The 16258-nt window shown below is 73.4% G+C and carries 15 protein-coding genes; 2 read left to right on the top strand and 13 right to left on the bottom strand.

Annotated elements, in window-relative coordinates:
• Positions 1–23: 23 nt before the first annotated feature.
• Positions 24–1631 carry an amino acid adenylation domain-containing protein gene (locus tag NP777_RS07885; protein WP_256649333.1) on the top strand — a complete coding sequence of 536 codons (1608 nt, stop codon included), beginning with the start codon at positions 24–26 and terminating at the stop codon, positions 1629–1631.
• A complete protein-coding gene (locus NP777_RS07880) occupies positions 1628–2668 on the top strand; it encodes a GNAT family N-acetyltransferase (RefSeq protein WP_256649332.1) in 1041 nt (346 codons plus the stop codon). The genes NP777_RS07885 and NP777_RS07880 overlap by 4 nt, the downstream gene beginning before the upstream one ends.
• A 179-nt stretch (positions 2669–2847) precedes the next feature.
• Here the strand turns inward: NP777_RS07880 and NP777_RS07875 are convergent, their stop codons facing one another.
• From NP777_RS07875 to NP777_RS07815, 13 genes are all read right to left on the bottom strand, one after another.
• A complete protein-coding gene (locus tag NP777_RS07875; RefSeq protein ID WP_256649331.1) occupies positions 2848–3867 on the bottom strand; it encodes a class I SAM-dependent methyltransferase in 1020 nt (339 codons plus the stop codon).
• 40 nt (positions 3868–3907) lie between these two features.
• The gene (locus NP777_RS07870) at positions 3908–4690 is read right to left on the bottom strand and encodes a class I SAM-dependent DNA methyltransferase (protein ID WP_256649330.1); all 783 of its coding nucleotides are present in this window, start codon (positions 4688–4690) and stop codon (positions 3908–3910) included.
• 94 nt (positions 4691–4784) lie between these two features.
• On the bottom strand, positions 4785–5747 hold the full coding sequence (locus NP777_RS07865) for an LLM class flavin-dependent oxidoreductase (protein WP_256649329.1): 963 nt from the start codon (positions 5745–5747) through the stop codon (positions 4785–4787).
• 2 nt (positions 5748–5749) lie between these two features.
• Positions 5750–6010: a phosphopantetheine-binding protein gene (locus tag NP777_RS07860; protein ID WP_256649328.1), complete on the bottom strand. Its 261-nt coding sequence runs from the start codon at positions 6008–6010 to the stop codon at positions 5750–5752.
• A 46-nt stretch (positions 6011–6056) separates the two neighbouring features.
• Entirely contained in the window at positions 6057–7061 is a 1005-nt protein-coding gene (locus NP777_RS07855; RefSeq protein WP_256649327.1) for an aldose epimerase family protein, read from the bottom strand.
• Positions 7061–7630, bottom strand: a complete 570-nt coding sequence (locus NP777_RS07850; protein ID WP_256649326.1) for a hypothetical protein — start codon at positions 7628–7630, stop codon at positions 7061–7063. The genes NP777_RS07855 and NP777_RS07850 overlap by 1 nt, the downstream gene beginning before the upstream one ends.
• 2 nt (positions 7631–7632) lie before the next feature.
• Entirely contained in the window at positions 7633–9276 is a 1644-nt protein-coding gene (locus NP777_RS07845; RefSeq protein WP_256649325.1) for an aldehyde dehydrogenase family protein, read from the bottom strand.
• On the bottom strand, positions 9273–10970 hold the full coding sequence (locus NP777_RS07840; protein WP_256649324.1) for a class I adenylate-forming enzyme family protein: 1698 nt from the start codon (positions 10968–10970) through the stop codon (positions 9273–9275). Before NP777_RS07840 ends, NP777_RS07845 begins: the two co-directional genes overlap by 4 nt.
• 3 nt (positions 10971–10973) lie before the next feature.
• The gene (locus NP777_RS48055) at positions 10974–11696 is read right to left on the bottom strand and encodes a cupin domain-containing protein (protein WP_256649323.1); all 723 of its coding nucleotides are present in this window, start codon (positions 11694–11696) and stop codon (positions 10974–10976) included.
• Positions 11693–12889 (bottom strand): SIS domain-containing protein, encoded by a 1197-nt coding sequence (locus tag NP777_RS07830; RefSeq protein ID WP_256649322.1) that lies wholly within the window; start codon positions 12887–12889, stop codon positions 11693–11695. The genes NP777_RS48055 and NP777_RS07830 overlap by 4 nt, the downstream gene beginning before the upstream one ends.
• Positions 12886–13692: a BtpA/SgcQ family protein gene (locus NP777_RS07825; RefSeq protein WP_256649321.1), complete on the bottom strand. Its 807-nt coding sequence runs from the start codon at positions 13690–13692 to the stop codon at positions 12886–12888. Before NP777_RS07825 ends, NP777_RS07830 begins: the two co-directional genes overlap by 4 nt.
• A gap of 3 nt (positions 13693–13695) precedes the next feature.
• Positions 13696–15267 carry a pyridoxal phosphate-dependent aminotransferase gene (locus NP777_RS07820; protein ID WP_256649320.1) on the bottom strand — a complete coding sequence of 524 codons (1572 nt, stop codon included), beginning with the start codon at positions 15265–15267 and terminating at the stop codon, positions 13696–13698.
• Positions 15268–15326: 59 nt separating this feature from the next.
• Complete coding sequence (locus NP777_RS07815; RefSeq protein ID WP_256649319.1) at positions 15327–16244, bottom strand: TauD/TfdA family dioxygenase; 918 nt, start codon at positions 16242–16244, stop codon at positions 15327–15329.
• Positions 16245–16258: the final 14 nt, after the last annotated feature.

Below are 16258 nucleotides of genomic sequence, written 5' to 3'. Positions count from 1 at the left end.
TCTGATACAGGAAGAGAAAACGGATGACCCGTCTTGATGGGCTTGTGAGCGCACAGGCCACGCGAACACCGGACGCGGACGCGGTCGTGTTCGGCCCGACGCGGCTGACCTATCGGGAGCTGGACGAGCGGGCCGGCCGGCTGGCGAACGCCCTGCGCACCGGCGGGCTGCGCCCGGACGACCGGGTGTGCGTACTGGCGCCCAAGGGCCCGGACGCGGTGGTGTACCTGCTCGGTGTGCTCAAGGCCGGTGGCGTCTGTGTGCCACTGGACACGGCGTCGCCCGCGGACCGGCTGGTGTCCATCGTCAATCAGACCGGGCCGTGCCGGATCCTCGCCGACCGGCAGCGGACCCCACTGGCCACCGAGGTCTCGGCCGCCGCGGGGCCCGGCGCGGTGGTGGGCCTGTGCCTGCCCGAGGGCGACGCCACGGGCTCCCTGCCCACGGGCTCCCTGCCCACGGTCACCGCGGCCGATGTCGCCTCGGCGCCCACGAGCGCGCCCGAGCCGGTCGGTGGCGCATCCGATGTGGCGTATGTGCTGTTCACCTCCGGCTCGGCGGGGGAGCCCAAGGGCGTACCGCTCACCCACACCGCCATCATCCACTTCGTGACCTGGGCCAATGAACACTTCGGGCTCAGGTCCGACGACCGGATCTCCTGCCATCTCCAACTGCACTTCGACGGATCGCTGTGGGATGTGTACGGGCCGCTGATCTGCGGGGCCGAGCTGCATCTGGTCCCGCCGGAGGCGAGCCTGCTGCCCACCACGCTGGCCCAGTTCATCCGCGACGCACGGCTCACCCAGTGGCTTTCGGTGCCGTCCGTGCTCAGCGCGATGGCACGCCACGAGGTGGTGGAGAAGGACGACTTCCCGCAGCTGCGCCGGGTGTTGTGGGGCGGTGAGGTGTTCCCGCCCACGGATGTGGAGTACTGGATGCGGCGGCTGCCCCATGTCACCTTCACCGGGTTCTACGGCACCACCGAAACCACCATCGCCAGCTCCTTCCACACCCTGACCGAACTGCCCGACGAGGCGCTTCCGGTCGGCCGGGCCATCCCCGGCGAGTGGCTGGAGCCCGTCGACGACCAGCTGCGCCCGGTCGCCCCCGGTGAGGTGGGCGAGATGGTGATCGGCGGCGCGGGGGTCAGCCCGGGGTACTGGCGGGACCCCGAGCGCACCGCGACTTCCTTCATCGAGCTTCCCCCCGGCTCCGGGCGGCGCGCGTACCGCACCGGCGACCTCGGCAGCCGGGACGCGGACGGGCTGCTGCGCTTCCACGGCCGCGCCGACCGCCAGGTCAAGGTCAACGGCTACCGCGTGGAGCTGGACGAGGTGATGACCGAGCTGCACGCACTGCCGGAGATCGCCGCCGCGGCGGTGGTGGCGGCGCCGAGCCGCACCGGAGCGCCGCTGATCTGCGCGGCCTACACCCTCGCCGCCGGGGTCTCGCTGACCACGGCACAGGTGAAGGCCCGCCTCGGGAGCAAGGTGCCCGGGTACATGCTGCCCACCCGCTGGCTCGCGCTGGAGTCACTGCCCGTCAACGCCAACGGCAAGACCGACCTGCGCGCCCTCCAGCAGCGCTTCACCGCCGACGAGGCCGTCCCCGGCGGCGGTGGCGGCGCGTGACCGAGTTCTCCTTCACGGGCTGCGCGGCCCGGGACCGACTGGAGATCGCGGACTTCCAGGACTCGCTGTGGCGCGGCGGACGCCGCGCCAACCTGGCCTATATGGACTGGAAGTACGCCACCAACCCCCACCTCGACGACCGCTATGTCACCCTCGCCCGCGAGGGGGACGAACTGGTCGGCATGGTGGGGGTCTTCGGCGCGTGCTGGGAGGTGGCGGGGGAGCGGTTCATGCTGCCCTGCCTGACCGACACCGTGGTCGCCCCCCGCCACCAGGGCAGTCCGCTGTTCCGGATGCTCACCGACGAGGTGGTGGCACGGCTGCGCGCCGACGGGGTGCCCTGGCTGCTGGACTTCGGCGACCAGGGGGCCGGCCCCGCCATGCTGATGAACGGGTGGCGCCCGATCGGACCCTGGGCACAAGCGGTGGTCAAGCGCGCGAGGCCACTGGTGGCCGACCGGCCGTGGCATGAGCTGCCCGTCACGCGGGGGGCCAGGTCCGGTCGCACACTGCGTCCGCTGCCCGCCGTGGCCGCGGAGGCGATGGCGGGGCTGGTGGCCCGGCTGCCGGGCGGCGAAGGCCCGCGCCCGGCGCGGGACGCCGCGTACTTCCGCTGGCGCGCCGCCAACCCGCTGGCGCGCTACTTCCATCTGGTCGCCGGTGACGGCCCCATCGAGGGCCATCTCATCGGGCACCGCTCGGGCGTCGACACCGACGACGGCGAGACCCCGACGACCATCGTGGACTGCGAGGCCACCTCCGACGAGGTGTTCGCGGACCTGGTGGAGGCCGCCCTGGCGTGGCTGCCGGGCGCCGAGGTGCTGATGTGGACCCGCGATCTGTCCGCGGTACGGGTGGCGGCGCTGCGTTCGCTCGGCGCCGAACTCGACGCGCCCACGGGCCTGTTCACCCGCGATATGTACCTCCCCAGCCTGATGGTCCGGGCCACCGGCGCCGAGATGCCGCCCGCGCTGCGCCACCTCGACAAGGCGGACGGCTGGAATCTGAGCGGAGTGTCGGGCCGCGCCTGGCGTTGACATCGGCTGACCCGTCCCGACGGACGAAAGCGCCGCTCGCCCCCTTCCGGGAGGCGAGCGGCGCTTTCGTCGCAGCTCTACGGGGTGTCCGGCTTTCCCCTCCGCGCCTCTTCCCAACTGGGGCTCCGCCCCCGGACCCCGGGGGGCCAGGGGCGGAGCGCCCCGCCACGCGGCCGTGCTCAGTTGCTCGGGCGCAGCTCGAAGAGCAAACCGCCGGGCGGCCGGTTGAACTCCTGGACCGCCTCGCACTCCCAGCCCGAGGCGTCGAACGCGGTCATCCAGTCCGAACGCGTCGGCAGCGTCACCCCCATCAGCGCGTGGGCGAACTCGAAGCCCAGGGTGAAGATCGGCGTGTGCGGACCCGGCGCCACCTCGCTGCGCACCACATCGCACAGCAGGAACCGCTCCACATCGGGGAAGACCTCGCGGATCCTGCGCAGCACCGTCACGCACTTCTCGTACGGCCAGAAGTCATGCCCCATGAACACGCAGGTGACCACGTCGATCCCGGCGAACTCCGGCAGCTGGGGCAGCGCGTGCACATCGCCGTGGTGCACCGAGATCCGGTCCGCGAGGCCGGCCTCGGCCACGGAGGCCCCGGTCAGCTCCACGGCCGCGGGCGCGATGTCCACTCCCACGCCACGCACACCGGGGTGGTTTCCCGCGATGCGGATGAGCCGCTGGCCGGAGCCGCAGCCCAGGTCGCACACCGCACGGGGCGGCTGGTCTGCGAGGATCTTGTCGAAGCGCAGCTCGACCTCGACATCGCCGATCATCCGGGAACTCACCGCGACGGCCCGCATGTCCCGGTGGTAGAACTCGCCGTGCCGGTTCCGCTCCAGCGCGACATGCGGCGCCCGGCTGGTCAGCTCGCCGTTGCCACCGGCAATCCAGTAGAAGTAGCCGCGGTCGAGGTAGGCCGCCTCGAAGCCCGGCCCCGGGCGGGCGGAATGGTCGTCCAGCACGACGATCCCGGCCCACTCCAGGGGCAGCAGGATGCCGCGGAGCACGGCGGGGTCGATCCGGTCCTGGCCCTCCTGACGGCCGTCGAACCGGATCTCCCCGCGGTCCTTGAGGTCGTCGAGCAGCCCGAGTTCCACGGCGGCCGACAGCGCGGAGACCGCCACGGACGCGGAGAACAGGGAATCGGTGCTCGGAGTGGTCGCAGGAGTGGGGGTGAAGTGCGGTGTTGTCGTCATCACTGCTCCTTGTGTGGTGAGGGGGTGTGCCGGCGGCCGATCACTTCTGCTCGAGGGGCTTGCGGGCGCGGTAGATGGTGCGGCAGGGGACGGGGGTCAGGGAGCACGAGCCCGAGTCGCATTTGACGTAACGCTGCTCGAAGTCGTGCTCGGCCGGGACGAGGCCGGCCGACTCCAGCGCCCCGGCCACCTCGGCGTCGTCGTACTCCCAGCTGCGCAGCGTCTGGTCCACCCGCTGGGCGGACATCCCGCTGCCGAAGACGCCCGAGACGCGCAGCATTCCCGTCCGGGTGCCGTCGTCCCAGACGCCGCGCTTGACGATGACCGCCTCGTCGTCGTCGGTCAGCGTGATGTTGTTCCAGTGGCGGAAGTGCGATCCGGCGTAGAGGTCGAAGACGAACTCCCCGCCGGGGAGGAGCGCGTCGTGCACCGAGGTGAAGCACTGGGTCAGCTCCGCCACCGAGCCCAGGTGGTTGAGCGCCCCGTCCAGGCTCACGCAGGCGGCGGCCCGGCGCGGGGTGCGGAAGCTCCGGGCGTCGGCCTCGATCAGCGTGAGCGTGTCGTTCTCCACGGCGGGGGCGAGCTTCTTGCGCGCGATGTCCAGCATGGCGCTCGATCCGTCCACGCCGGTGGACCGCCAGCCCGCCGCGAGGAAGACCGACGCCGTGACGCCCGTGCCGCAACACAGGTCGATCACCGAGCGCTCCGGCAGCCCCTGCCGGTCGAGGTGTTCGGCGAGCCGGGGCGAGAAGGTGTGGACCCACCCCGTGTACCGGCTGTCGAAGAAGGCCGCGAAGCCGTCGCTGTAGTAGTAGTTCGCCATGGTGAGCCTCCGTGGGCCGCGGTGTGGGGGAAGGTGCGGGAAGGGGGGATGGGGGGAAGGGCGGATGAGGGGAAGGGGGATGGGGGCCGGTCGCTCAGCCGGCCGGGTGGGCGCGCAGCTCCGGGGCGACATGCCGGGCGAAGAGCTCGAGGGTCTGCCAGTCGACCGGTGGGCGGGCGCCGAGCAGGAAGTCGCGGACGCCCAGCTCCAGATAGGGCCGCAGCCGCTCCACGCACTGCTCGGGCGTGCCGAAGACCAGATACTCCGGCCACACCGGCGAATCGGGGCCCACCCGCTCCAGCAGCCGCTCCTTGCGCTCCAGCGCCTGCCGCTCGTCCTCGGCGAGGATCGCCCGGAACGTCACCGACTGGCGGATGGTCCCGGGGTCGCGGCCCACGGCGGCGGCGTGTTCGGCCAGCTTCCGAACCTTGCGGCGGTAGGTGTCCGGGGTTCCGGCGAGGGTGTTCCAGATGTCGGCGTGTTCCGCCACGATCCGCAGCATCCGCCGCTCGCCCTCGCCACCGATGACCAACGGCAGCCGCTGCTGGAGGGGGCGCGGCGCCAGATGGGCGTCCGCCAGTTGGAAGTGCTTCCCAGCGAAGGTGGCCGGTCCACCGGCCCACAGCGCCCGGAGCACCTGGCATGCCTCGTCCAGCATGTCCAGCCGGGTCCCGGCACCGGGGAAGTCGATGCCGTACTGGCCGTAGGCCAGATCCGCACCGGCCGCGCCCATCCCGAACTCCAGACGCCCGTCCGAGACATGGTCGATGGTGGCCGCGGTGGCGGCCGCCAGCGCCGGATGCCGCCAGGTGACCGCCGAGACGAGCACGGCGCAGCGGATCCGGCTGGTGCGTGCGGCGAGCGCCGCGAGCAGCGACATGCCCTCGAAGCACGGCCCCGCCGGGCCGCCCATGGGCGGGCGGAAGTGGTCGAAGAGGGACACCCAGTCGTATCCGAGCTCCTCGGCCGTCTGCCACAGCTCCAGCGCCTCGGCGAAGGCCGGGTACTGCTGGCCCGAGTGGACGCCCACCCGGACGGCGTCTCCGTGGATCCGCATGGTCAGCCGGCCTGTGGCGCGCACAGCGTGCGGACCGTGTCGGTGAGGGTGCGGATGGTGCGGAACACCTCGGGGGTGACCGCGTCGTCGGGGAACCGGAAGGTGAGGGTCTCCTCCAGGTCCACGATGAGTCCCGCCACCCCGAGCGAGCTCACCCCGAGGGACGACAGCTCGGCGTCCGGGTCCAGGTCGGTGGTGGCCGGTGGCGGCGTTTCCGCGCGGCGCCGCACGGCCTCCGCCACGGAAGCCATGAGTGGGTCCATGTACGTGATACCTCCTGTGGATCGGGCCCTTTGGGCGGGCGTCGGCTCAGTGGGCCGAGAAGTGATGAACGGTGCGATGGCGGTAGGTCTCGCCGGGGTCGAGACGCACCGGGGGGTAGTCGGCGCGGTTGGGCGCGTCCGGCAGCGGGCCGGCCTCCAGACAGATGCCGGAGCGCCGCCGCCCCGCGAAGCCGTCGGCCGAGTACACCCCCACCGCGGGCTGGTCGGTGACCACGCGCATGGTGCGCCCCGAGGCGGGGTCGTGCAGCCGCGCCGCCCAGTCCGGGCCGTCCAGGACGAAGCAGTTGTCCAGCCGCCGGCCGCCGATCGGTTTGGGCTCGCGGTGGTCAAGCGGGCCTCCGGTGAGGTCCGCGGGCGGCCCCGGGAGGGGGATCAGCTCGCCGTCGAAGACCACCGCCCGGGTGGCGTTGAGCGCGAGCAGATGGCCGTCGATCCGTCCGGCGCCGGCCAGGTTCCAGTAGGCGTGGTTGGTGAGCCCCACGATGGTGCTCGCGGTGGTCGTGGCCCGGTACTCGAGGGTCAACGTTCCCTCGCGGGAGACCTGGTAGAGCACCTCGGTGGACAGCGCGCCCGGGTAGCCCTGGTCGCCGTCCGGGCTGTCCAGGCGCAGCCGCAGCGAGAGCACACCGTCCGAGCGCTCCGCCTCCGCCTGCCACACATACCGGTCGAAGCCGAGGGCCCCGCCGTGGATGTGGTGGTCGCCGTCGTTGCGGTCGAGGTGGTGTTCGGCGCCGTCGAGCCGGAACCGGCCGCCCGCCACGCACCGGCAGTAGCGGCCCACGGTGGAGCCGACATACGGATTGGCCGCCCGGTCCTGATAGCTGTCGAGGTCCGGGAGGCGCACCACCACATTGCCGGTGCGGCCTTCCCGGTCGGGGACCAGGACCTCCACGAGCTGCGCCCCGTACGTCCACACCACCACGGCCAGGCCCTCGCCGGTGTCCAGGGTGTAGGCGTCCACCTCGGTCGGCCCCTGGCCGCGGTGGCCCGCGGTGGTGCCGACCCTCTCCCGCCGTATCGTCGCGCCCATCAGCCCTCCCGGTCCGGGCCGGAAGCCGCCGTGCGGAGCGTCTTCTGCAGGTGGACGCGGCGGCTGCCGCCCGCTTCGCCGAGCGTGGGCCCGTACTGCCGAAACCCCAGGATGTCCAGCAGCGACCGGGTCTCCCGCAGCTCCGGATTGGCCTCCGAGCGCAGCGCGTCCGCACCGGCCCGCGCCGCCTCCTCGATGGCGTGGCGTACGCAGCGCAGCCCCACCAGCGAGCCCTCCGCGAGCCACTCGGGCGCCACGGCCAGCCGGGAGAGGTGGATCGGCCGGTCCGCGTGCGGATACACCCCCTCGGCCACGGTGAACGGCCGGTCCCAGGTCAGGGTGAACATCCCGGCGGCGTGTGCGCCGTGGCGCAGCAGCCGCACCGAGCCGGACCGCACCCGGGCCTCGGTGGTCTCCGGGCGGCGCCGGGGCGCGGGGGTGCCGGAGGCCGCCGCCTGGTGGGCGTCGCACGCGCACAGCAGCGCGTGCGCCTCGTGCGGGTCGCGGCTCACCTCCCACCGCCACCCGGCCGTCGTCGCCCCCTCGGCCGGGAGCCGGGTCTCCGCCACGCTCAGCCCCTGCCCACGCGTACGGTCACGGTCTTGGGGCGCTGGTACTCGGTGAGCGCCAGCACGCTCATGTCCGTGCCGTGCCCGGAGCTGCCGCGCCCGCCGTGCGGGAGTTCCGCGGTCTGTTCCAGATGGCAGTTGACCCACACCTCCCCGGCGTTCAGCCCTCCGGCCAGCTCCAGGACCTCGTCCGTACGGGCGCCCCAGACGCTCGCCGCGAGCGCCTGCGGCACCGAGTTGGCCAGGGCCAGGGCCTCGGCGTGGCCGTCCGCCGCCTGCACGGTGAGCACCGGCGCGAACACCTCCTCCAGCACCGCCGGATCGTCCGGCGGCAGGTCGGCGAGGACCCGGCCGGGCCGCCAGTGGCCGCCCTCCTCGCCCGGCGGCGGGGCGAGCGGCGCGATGTGCTCGATGCCCGCCGCGCTCTGCCCGACGATCCGGTCGTAACGGGCCGCCTGGTCCGCGTTGTTGAGCGGACCGAAGTGGACACCGGCGCGCCGGTCGGCCATCGCCTTGGCCAGCCCCTCGACGGTCTCCAGGTAGTTCTCCCGGAGGGTGATGACCCGGGCGGGGGCGGCGCAGCTCTGCCCGGCGTTGTAGGTGGCGGCCCGTACGAGCGCCTCATAGGTGTCCGGCGGGGCGTCGGGCAGCACCAGCGCCGGGCAGTTGCCGCCGAGCTCCAGGCTGACGCGGCGCAGGCCCGCCCGGGAGACGATGTCGCGGCCGCCCGCCTCGCTGCCGGTGAACGCCACCGCGTCGATGTCGCTCTCCACCAGCAGCCGGCCGGTGTCGCGGTCGCCCGGCACGGTGAGCAGGACGCCGGGGCCCAGTGCGGTCGCCGCGTCCCGGGCCAGGAGCAGCGCGGTGTCCGGGGTGGTCAGCGCGGGCTTGAGGACCACCGTGTTGCCGGTGGCCAGCGCGGGCCCGATCCGCCACGCGGCCATCATCAGCGGGTAGTTCCAGGGCACGATCACCCCGATGACGCCCAGCGGCTCCCACCGCACCCAGCTCTCCCGGCCGGGCAGATAGTGCCCGCCCGCGGGCGAGATGCCGGCGCGCACCGCGCCCGCGTAGAAGCGCAGCAGATCGGCGCAGTTCGCCACCTCACCGGCCGCCTCGGCCGCGGGTTTGCCGGTGCCCGCCCGCTCGGCCTCGGCGTACTCGGCGGACCGCTCCTCGACCAGATCGGCGAAGCGAAGCAGCCGCCGTGCCCGGTCGCGGGGCGCGAGCGAGGCCCAGGAGGCCGTGGCGGCGCGGGACTCGGCCACCGCGGCCGCCACCTCCCGCTCACCGCCCGGGGCGATCCGCCGTCGCTCGTGTCCGGTGCGCGGGTCGGTCAGCACCGTCTCGGCGACGGCGGGGTCCTGCTCGGCGACGGCGGGGGTCTGCTCGGCGACGGCGGGGCCCTGCTTGGTGGCCACGAACGCGGCGATGCGCTCGACGGTGCGGAAGCTGTCCGGGGTCAGGTCGGCGGCGGTCACGCCGATGCCGAACTCCTTCTCCATCGCCACGAACAGATTCATGAAGCCGATGGAGTCGAGCAGACCGGTCCCGATCAGATCGGTCCCCGGTGGCGGCGGCTCGATCTGGAGGACCGCACACAGCAGGTCCATGACGCGGGAGGTCATCCCGGAGTCGGTGTTCATGGGGCACTCCTGGGGCTGGGCGGGGAGGTTGCGGGGGCCGGGTGCGGGTGGCCGGTGGCGCCGTGCCGTGCCGTGGCGGCCAGCCGGCCGGCGAGTTCCCGGCGCAGGACCTTGCCGGTGCGGGTCCTCGGGATGGCGTCGAACAGCTCCACCCGGCGCGGCAGCACCCCGGGCCGGAACGCCGCGGCCAGCGCGGGCAGCACATCGGGCGGGCCGTCGGCGCCGGGCACCGGCACCACGGCCGCCACGATCTCCTCGCCCAGGAAGCGGTGCGGAAGCGCGGCACACGCGGCGTCCCGCACCCGGGGCACGGCGCGCAGCACCCGGTCCATCTCGTCCAGGGAGACGGTCTCGCCCCCGACCTTGGCGATGTTCTTACGGCGCCCGGTGACCACGACGAAGGGCTCGGCGCGGTCCGGGTCGGCCACCTCCATCCCCAGGTCCTGGGTGTGGAACCAGCCGCCCGCGAACGCCTCGTCGGTCGCGGCCGCGTTGGCCTCGTAGCGGGACATCACATTGTGGCCGCGCACACAGATCTCTCCCACCTGCCCGGGGGCCACGCGCTCGCCCTCCGGGGTCAGCACCGCCACCTCGTTGCCGAACAGGGCCGTGCCGATCGACGGGATGTCGGTGTCGAGCATCAGCCGCCGGTAGGCGTCCTCGGACAGATCGGCGGGGAGCGTGGTGGAGAAGTTCACCGTCTCGGTCAGCCCGTAGCCCTGGAGCACCCGGGCGCCGAACCGGTCCCGTACGGCCCGCACGGTGCGGGTGGTCAGCGGTGCGGCGGCGGAGACGAAGTACCCGAAGTCGGAGCGGAGTTCGGGCGTCCGCCACGTCTCCAGCAGCGCCTCCAGCACGCTCGGCACGACGCTGGCGATCCGCGGCCGGAACCGCTGGAGCAGCCGGGGGTGGCGCAGCGGGTCGAAACCGGCCGCGAGCAGCACATGGGCACCGGCCGCCAGGACGCCGAGCACGGTGAAGTGCAGCCCGTTGACATGGTGGACGGGAAGGCAGCCCAGCAGCCGGTCACCGGGGCGCAGCCCGTGGTGGCGGCGAAGCGCCTCCGCGTTCACGGCCGCGTTGTAGTGGGACTGGGCCACCAGTTTGGACACCGCGGTGGACCCCGAGGTGGCGAAGAACAGGGCGTCCTGATCCGGGTGGAGCTCCGGCTCCGCGGGGTCGCCCTCCGGGTCCTCCAGGGTCCGCGGATCGGGGAGTACGACCGCCTCCGGCAGCGCCTCCGCGGACACCGACGGCGGCCGGAGCACCACCCGCGCCCGTACGGCCCCGGTCTGCTGCCGTCGGCGGTCGGCGGGGTCCTGCGGGCCGAGCAGCAGCAGGGGGCAGCCCGCCCGCAGCACCCCGAGGACGGCCACGATCGAGACCGGGTCGTTGACCGGGGCGAGGGCCACGGTCCGGCCGGGCGCCACCTGGAGCTCGGCGCGCAGCCATCGGGCCAGCCGCCGGCTCAGCCGGTCGGCCTCGCCGTAGCTGAGCGTGGTGAACTCACCGTCGTCCGCCACGGTGGTCAGGAAGGGGGCCCCGCCCCGGGTCCTGGCGTGGTGCGCCAGCCAGGACACCAGGGTGGGGTGCGGGGTCAGCCGGTCCTCGAAGGGGGCGCCACGGTAGGTGTGGGCCAGTTCGGCGTCGGTGCGTGGCGCGGACACCGCGCCGGTGGGGGATGGCGAGGCCATCGCTCACCCGAACCGGTGGGGGGAGTGGGTGCAGCCCTTCGCCGCGAGCTCCTCACCGCTGGTGGCCCGGATGTCGCAGAGCCGGCAGGTGATCTCCCCCAGCTCGCCCAGCAGCGCCGCGTACGCCGTCAGCTCCTGCCGGTCCGGGCTGTCCAGGCGGCGGTGCGGCGCGCCCACGGACAGGATCATGTGGTCGGTGACCGCGCCCACCGCGTGGGTGACGGCCCCCTGGACCATGTACACCTGACCCGGCTGGGTCCGCACGATCTCACCGGCCACCGCGATCGTCCCGGTGCCCGCGAGCACGAACAGCAGATGGTCCCCGGGGTGGGTGTGGGGTGCGAAACCGCTGCCCGCCGGGACATGGAGGATGTCGGCTCCCACATGGCCGCTGGACACCAGGGAGTGTCCGGTGGCGGCGGCCGTCTTCATCACCTTCGTGGGGCCGGGCTCCACCGTGATGCCGAGTTGCTGCGTCGAGCCGTCCAGACCGAGGTCTTCGGCCCAGTCGCAGATGAGCAGCGGGCCGGGCGGGGTCTCGGGCGCCTCGGGGCGCTCCTCGGCGGGCAGCCCGTCGGCCTTGGCGCGGCCGAAGACCGAGAGCAGTTCGAGCGATTTCGCCTTGCGCTCGGCGGGGTCGAGGTCGTGCAACTCCTCCGTCAGCAGGGAGATGATCTGCTGGGTGGACAGGTCGGTGGACGGGTCTTCCGTCGTGGTCCGGGTCACGGTGTCTCTCCGCGGTGTCGGGGGGTGGTCGGGGTCGGACGGGGCAGGTCGGCCAGGAACGGCGCCCGCCCCAGGTGTTGGGCCAGATGGCAGGAAAGAGGGGCGGCGAACACGTGGTAGAGGAGGGGCGAGAACTCCTCGCGTACCCGCCCGGTCACCGGCAGCGCGGCCCAGCCGTGCCGGGTGACGCCGGGATCGTCCTCGGGCGCCACGGTGATGACACGCCGCCCGAGCGCCGCCGCCCTCGCGGCCACTTCCGCGGCGTGCCCGTAGGTACGCCCCGGCGCGGCCACCACGATCACGGGCGTCCCGGGCGGGCGGGCGAACCGCTCGACATGGCACCACTCCTCCAGGTCCTGCCCGGCGGCGAAGACACCGGAGGTCTCGATCACCTTGGCGGCCGCGAAGAGCGCGGTGCCGTGGGAGGGGCCGCTGCCGAGCACGCTCAGCACGGCCGCGTCGGCGATGCGTTCGGCGATCCCGGGGCACCGGGACCGGGCCGCCCCGGCGGTCGCCTCGACCGGTCCGGCCAGCGCGGTCAGTTCGCCGCGCAGCGCCTCCGCCTCCCGCCCGGTCAGGCGGCCGCGCAGCACGCCGAGACGGATGGCGATCAGCAGCAGGCCCAGCACACTGGCCTGGTAGGTGCGCACACCCGGCGACCGCTCGGTGTCCGGCAGGGTGACCAGGAGGGTGTCATCGGCCGCCCGCGCCACCGGGCTGTCGGGCGTTCCGGTGACCGCGATGGCGTGCGCCCCGCCCGCACGGGCCCGTTCGGCCGACCGCACGACGAGCGGGGTACGGCCCGAGGCGGAGACCGCGAGGGTGAGTTCGTTACGCGGCTGGTGGCCGTCGGCACCGGGGTTTTCGCCGGGGCGGTCGACGGGGTGGCCGTACTCCACGAAGCGCAGCGCGTTCACCGGGCGGCAGTCCACCCCGGCCAGCGAGGCGAAGGCCATCCGCACGGCGCAGGCGGCGTGGTAGGAGTCGCCGTCGCCCACGATGCTCACGGTGTCCACCGCCGCCCACCGCGCGGGCAGCAGGGTGCGCACCCGCTCGTCGAAGGGCCCGGTGCGCTCGCGGAGGTCCCCGGCGAGGGCATCGGCCTGACGCAGCATCACCGCCGGGTCCAGAGATGGCGGTGGCGCCTGGATCCCGGCTCCGGCCCGCGGGCCGGGAGCGTTGCGGCCGGTCACCGCTCCAGCCCCCGTACGATGTCCACGTACTCCGCCACCCGGTCGCGGTCGATCTCGCCGCCCCAGCCGTCGTGCTCCAGGCAGGTGCCCACGAACGCCCCGTCCGCCGCGGCCACCAGCCGTGCGGCGTTCTCGTGGCGGGTGTGTCCGGCGAGGATCACGGGCAGGCCGGGGGCGGCCTCGCGGACCGAGGCGATCATCTCCAGCGCGGTGTCCTCGTCCGGGTGGCACAGCGACACCGCGTCGGCACCGACGGTCTTCGCCGCGCGTGCCACCTCCGCCGTGGTCTTCTGCCCGTCGGGCCACCGGAAGTGCATCGAGTCGATCTCGGCGATGATTTTGACGTGTTCGGCGCCGATCCGGCGGCGGTAGTCCATCACCGCCAGCGGATCGGCGCGCACCATGCCGTGCGCGGTGAGGGTCTGCCCCACCAGGGCGCCCGCGCGGATGTAGCCGCCGCCCGCCACCTTCGCCACCGCCAGGGACGCCTTGAGGGCGTTGCGCATCAGCTGCACCCCGATGTGGAACCGCTCGTCGGTCGCCTCGGCCACCGCGCGTGTGATCAGGCCCATGGCCACCGTGCGCGCCGGGTCGGACTCCTCGTCGACGGTGTACACCCGGTCCACGGTCTGGATCAGGCAGCCGTCCGCCCCGCCCTCGTACAGCGCCCGCGCGGACCGTACGGCGGTGTCGAGAATCCGGGAGAAGGAACCGTCCTCGTGGAAGGGGGTGCCGGGCAGCGGTGACAGGTGCACCATGCCGAGGACCAGCTTGTGACCGCCCGCGGTCAGCCATCCGTCCATGGGTCAGCCTCCGAGTCCGGGGGCGGCGTGGATACGCAGCCGGTCGAGGGCGGGGGCCAGCTCGTCCCACGGCCGGGCCGTGGTGACACGGACGACGCCGCCGGAGAGGCAGAAGTTGAGGATCCCGGGGAACACCGAGACACCGGTCTCCCGCAGGACATCGCGGAAACACCGGTAGGAGTCGTCCCAACCGGGCAGCTCCACCGCGGTGTTGATGGAGAAGCGCGGCGGAAGCACCCGGCCGGGGATCTCCGCCAGCCGTACGGTGGCCGCGTCCCGCAGGACGGTCAGGTCCTCGGCCCGGCGCAGCCGCTCGACGCGATAGCCCCGGTAGGCGTTCCGCAGCCGTGCCAGATCGATGTCGTACGAGGACTCGAACTCCTTGGCCTCGGCCGGACCCGGTGTTTCGACGCCCGTGATGAGCCACCGCTCCAGACGGGCGAGCACCTCGATGACCGTGTAGAAGAACGAGGGCGGGCCGCCGAAGGAGGACGACGCGTACTCGTAGTACTCGTCGATGAACGTCGGATCGGCCAGGAACCACCCGGCCTTCAGCCCCGGCGCCGACCAGGTCTTGGAGAGGCTGGACACCCGCACCACCTGGGGCGCGGCGCGATCCGCCGACCGCTTCTCGTAGTCCCCGAGCCATTCGTGGCACTCGTCCAGCACGATGACCGTGGACGGCGAGGCGGCCCGGATCAGCCGGGCCAGATCGGCCTCGGCCACGGCGGCGCCGGTCGGATTGCCCACCGTCTGGAGCATCACCAGCGGGGTGTCCGGGGTGAGCGCGGCGATCAGCGGCTCGAGGGAGGTCTGGCCGCCCTCGGAGGCCAGGGGCACCAGCCGCACATCATGCCTGCGGGCTATCGTCTCCACCAGTGGCGGGTAGTTGGGGATCGCGCACAGCGCCGGTGCGGCGGGGCGTGAGCCGCCGTGCAGCACGAAGTCGGCGAGCGTGCTGATGGCGAAGGTGCCGCCCATGGTGATGGCCACGTTCTCGGTGCCGTAGCGCACCCCCTCGATGCGGGCGTTCTCGTACGCGGCGATCGCCTCGCGCGCCGGGACCCGGCCGCGCGAGTCGGAGTAGCCGTACCAGTCCCGGTGGAGGGCGTAGCGGATGCACTCCTTCAGGCTCTCCGGCAACCCCCACCGCTCCTCGTCGATCGACCCGCTGGAGAGGATGTAGCGGGCGCTGTCCCGCAGCTCGCCGTAGAGGTCGTCGCGGAAGAACCAGTTGAACAGCTCCTTGACGAAGCGGACGGTGGCGCGGGAGGAGAGCACCTCCTCGGCCTCGACGGCCCGGCGCGGCCTGCTGGCGCGCCAGGTCTCGGCGAGCGCCGGGCGCAGGGCGTCGCCACCGAGCTCGTGCTCGACCCGTCCCAGCCACAGGTCCCGCAGCTCCAGCGGGTCGTGGGGGTCGCGGGCGCGGGCGTAGACCTCCAGGACACGGTGGTCGACACCGGGTGTGAAGACATCGCGGATGCCACCGGGACGCGGTGGGCGCGCCGCGGTCTCGCGCGCGTCCGGCGGGGCGTGACACGGACGCGGAGACGGTACGGATTCGAAGAGTTTCATGCGTTTCCCCGAGTGGGCCGCCCCTGTGGGCGAGCGTGAACGGATGGCATGGGCGGGCCCTACACGACGCGCAGGCGCTTGAGGTGCCGCAGCCGCGCCTCGGGCGTGGCCGAACCGCTGGTTCTCCCGTGGAAGAAGTAGGTGTTGTCGATGACGACGAGCAGTCCGCGCCGCCACTGGAGGCCCCGCGCGTGCTCGGGCGCGTACATGGCCGCCAGCAGCTCGCGGAGCGCGTCGCCCACGGCCGTGGCGTCCTCCTCCGGCCCCTCGTACGACCACCGGAGCTCATCGGCGAGGAAGTCGCGGAAGGAGAACACCCAGCGGTCCCCGACCCGCCGGGCGATCGTGGGAACACCGGGCCGGTCGCGGTAGCGGGTGCGGGAGAGCACGGCCAGCGTCTCCGGGGACAGCCGGCGCGCCACCTCCCGCATCGGCACGAGCACCGTCCTGGCACCCTGCGCCGCGTCCCCGGGGGCGAGGCACATCAGCACGATGTAGCGCGGCTGTGTGCCGACGGGGGCGCCACTGCTCTCGGTGTGCAGCGAGAGGTGGTTGACGGCGAAGGGCTGCAGGGACACATCGTCGGTGCGGGCGTGCTCGCTGCGCAGGTTGAGGATCACCTCCCGCTCCACGTACGGCGCGACGGCCGGGTCCCGTTCGGGCATGGCCGTGCCCAGGAACGCGCCGAGCGCGGTGAACCGGTCGTCGGTCAGGGGCTCGTCGAGCTGGATCGCGGCCAGGCCACGGCTCCAGAGCTGCTCGGACACCTCCTCGTGGAGGGCGTCGCGCGGCCCGGCCGTCAGATCCGGCCGGGGACGGCCGGTGACGTCGGCCAGCGGGACGCCGTTCCCCAGCAGCCGCTCGCGCGGTGTGCGGTGCGGATCGGCCGCGCCGGCCAGGAAGGTGCCGTGGGCGGGCCCGTCCCCGGCGCTCCGCACCGGGGGCCGGGCGGGGGAGAGGGCGGATCGATGTTCCATCGCAGTGCTCCTTG

Origin of the sequence: Streptomyces rugosispiralis (assembly GCF_024505145.1) — a bacterium.
Classification (GTDB): Bacteria; Actinomycetota; Actinomycetes; order Streptomycetales; family Streptomycetaceae; genus Streptomyces; species Streptomyces rugosispiralis.
The sequence above is the reverse complement of the archived record's forward strand: the minus strand, read 5'-3'. Positions and strand labels throughout refer to the sequence as shown.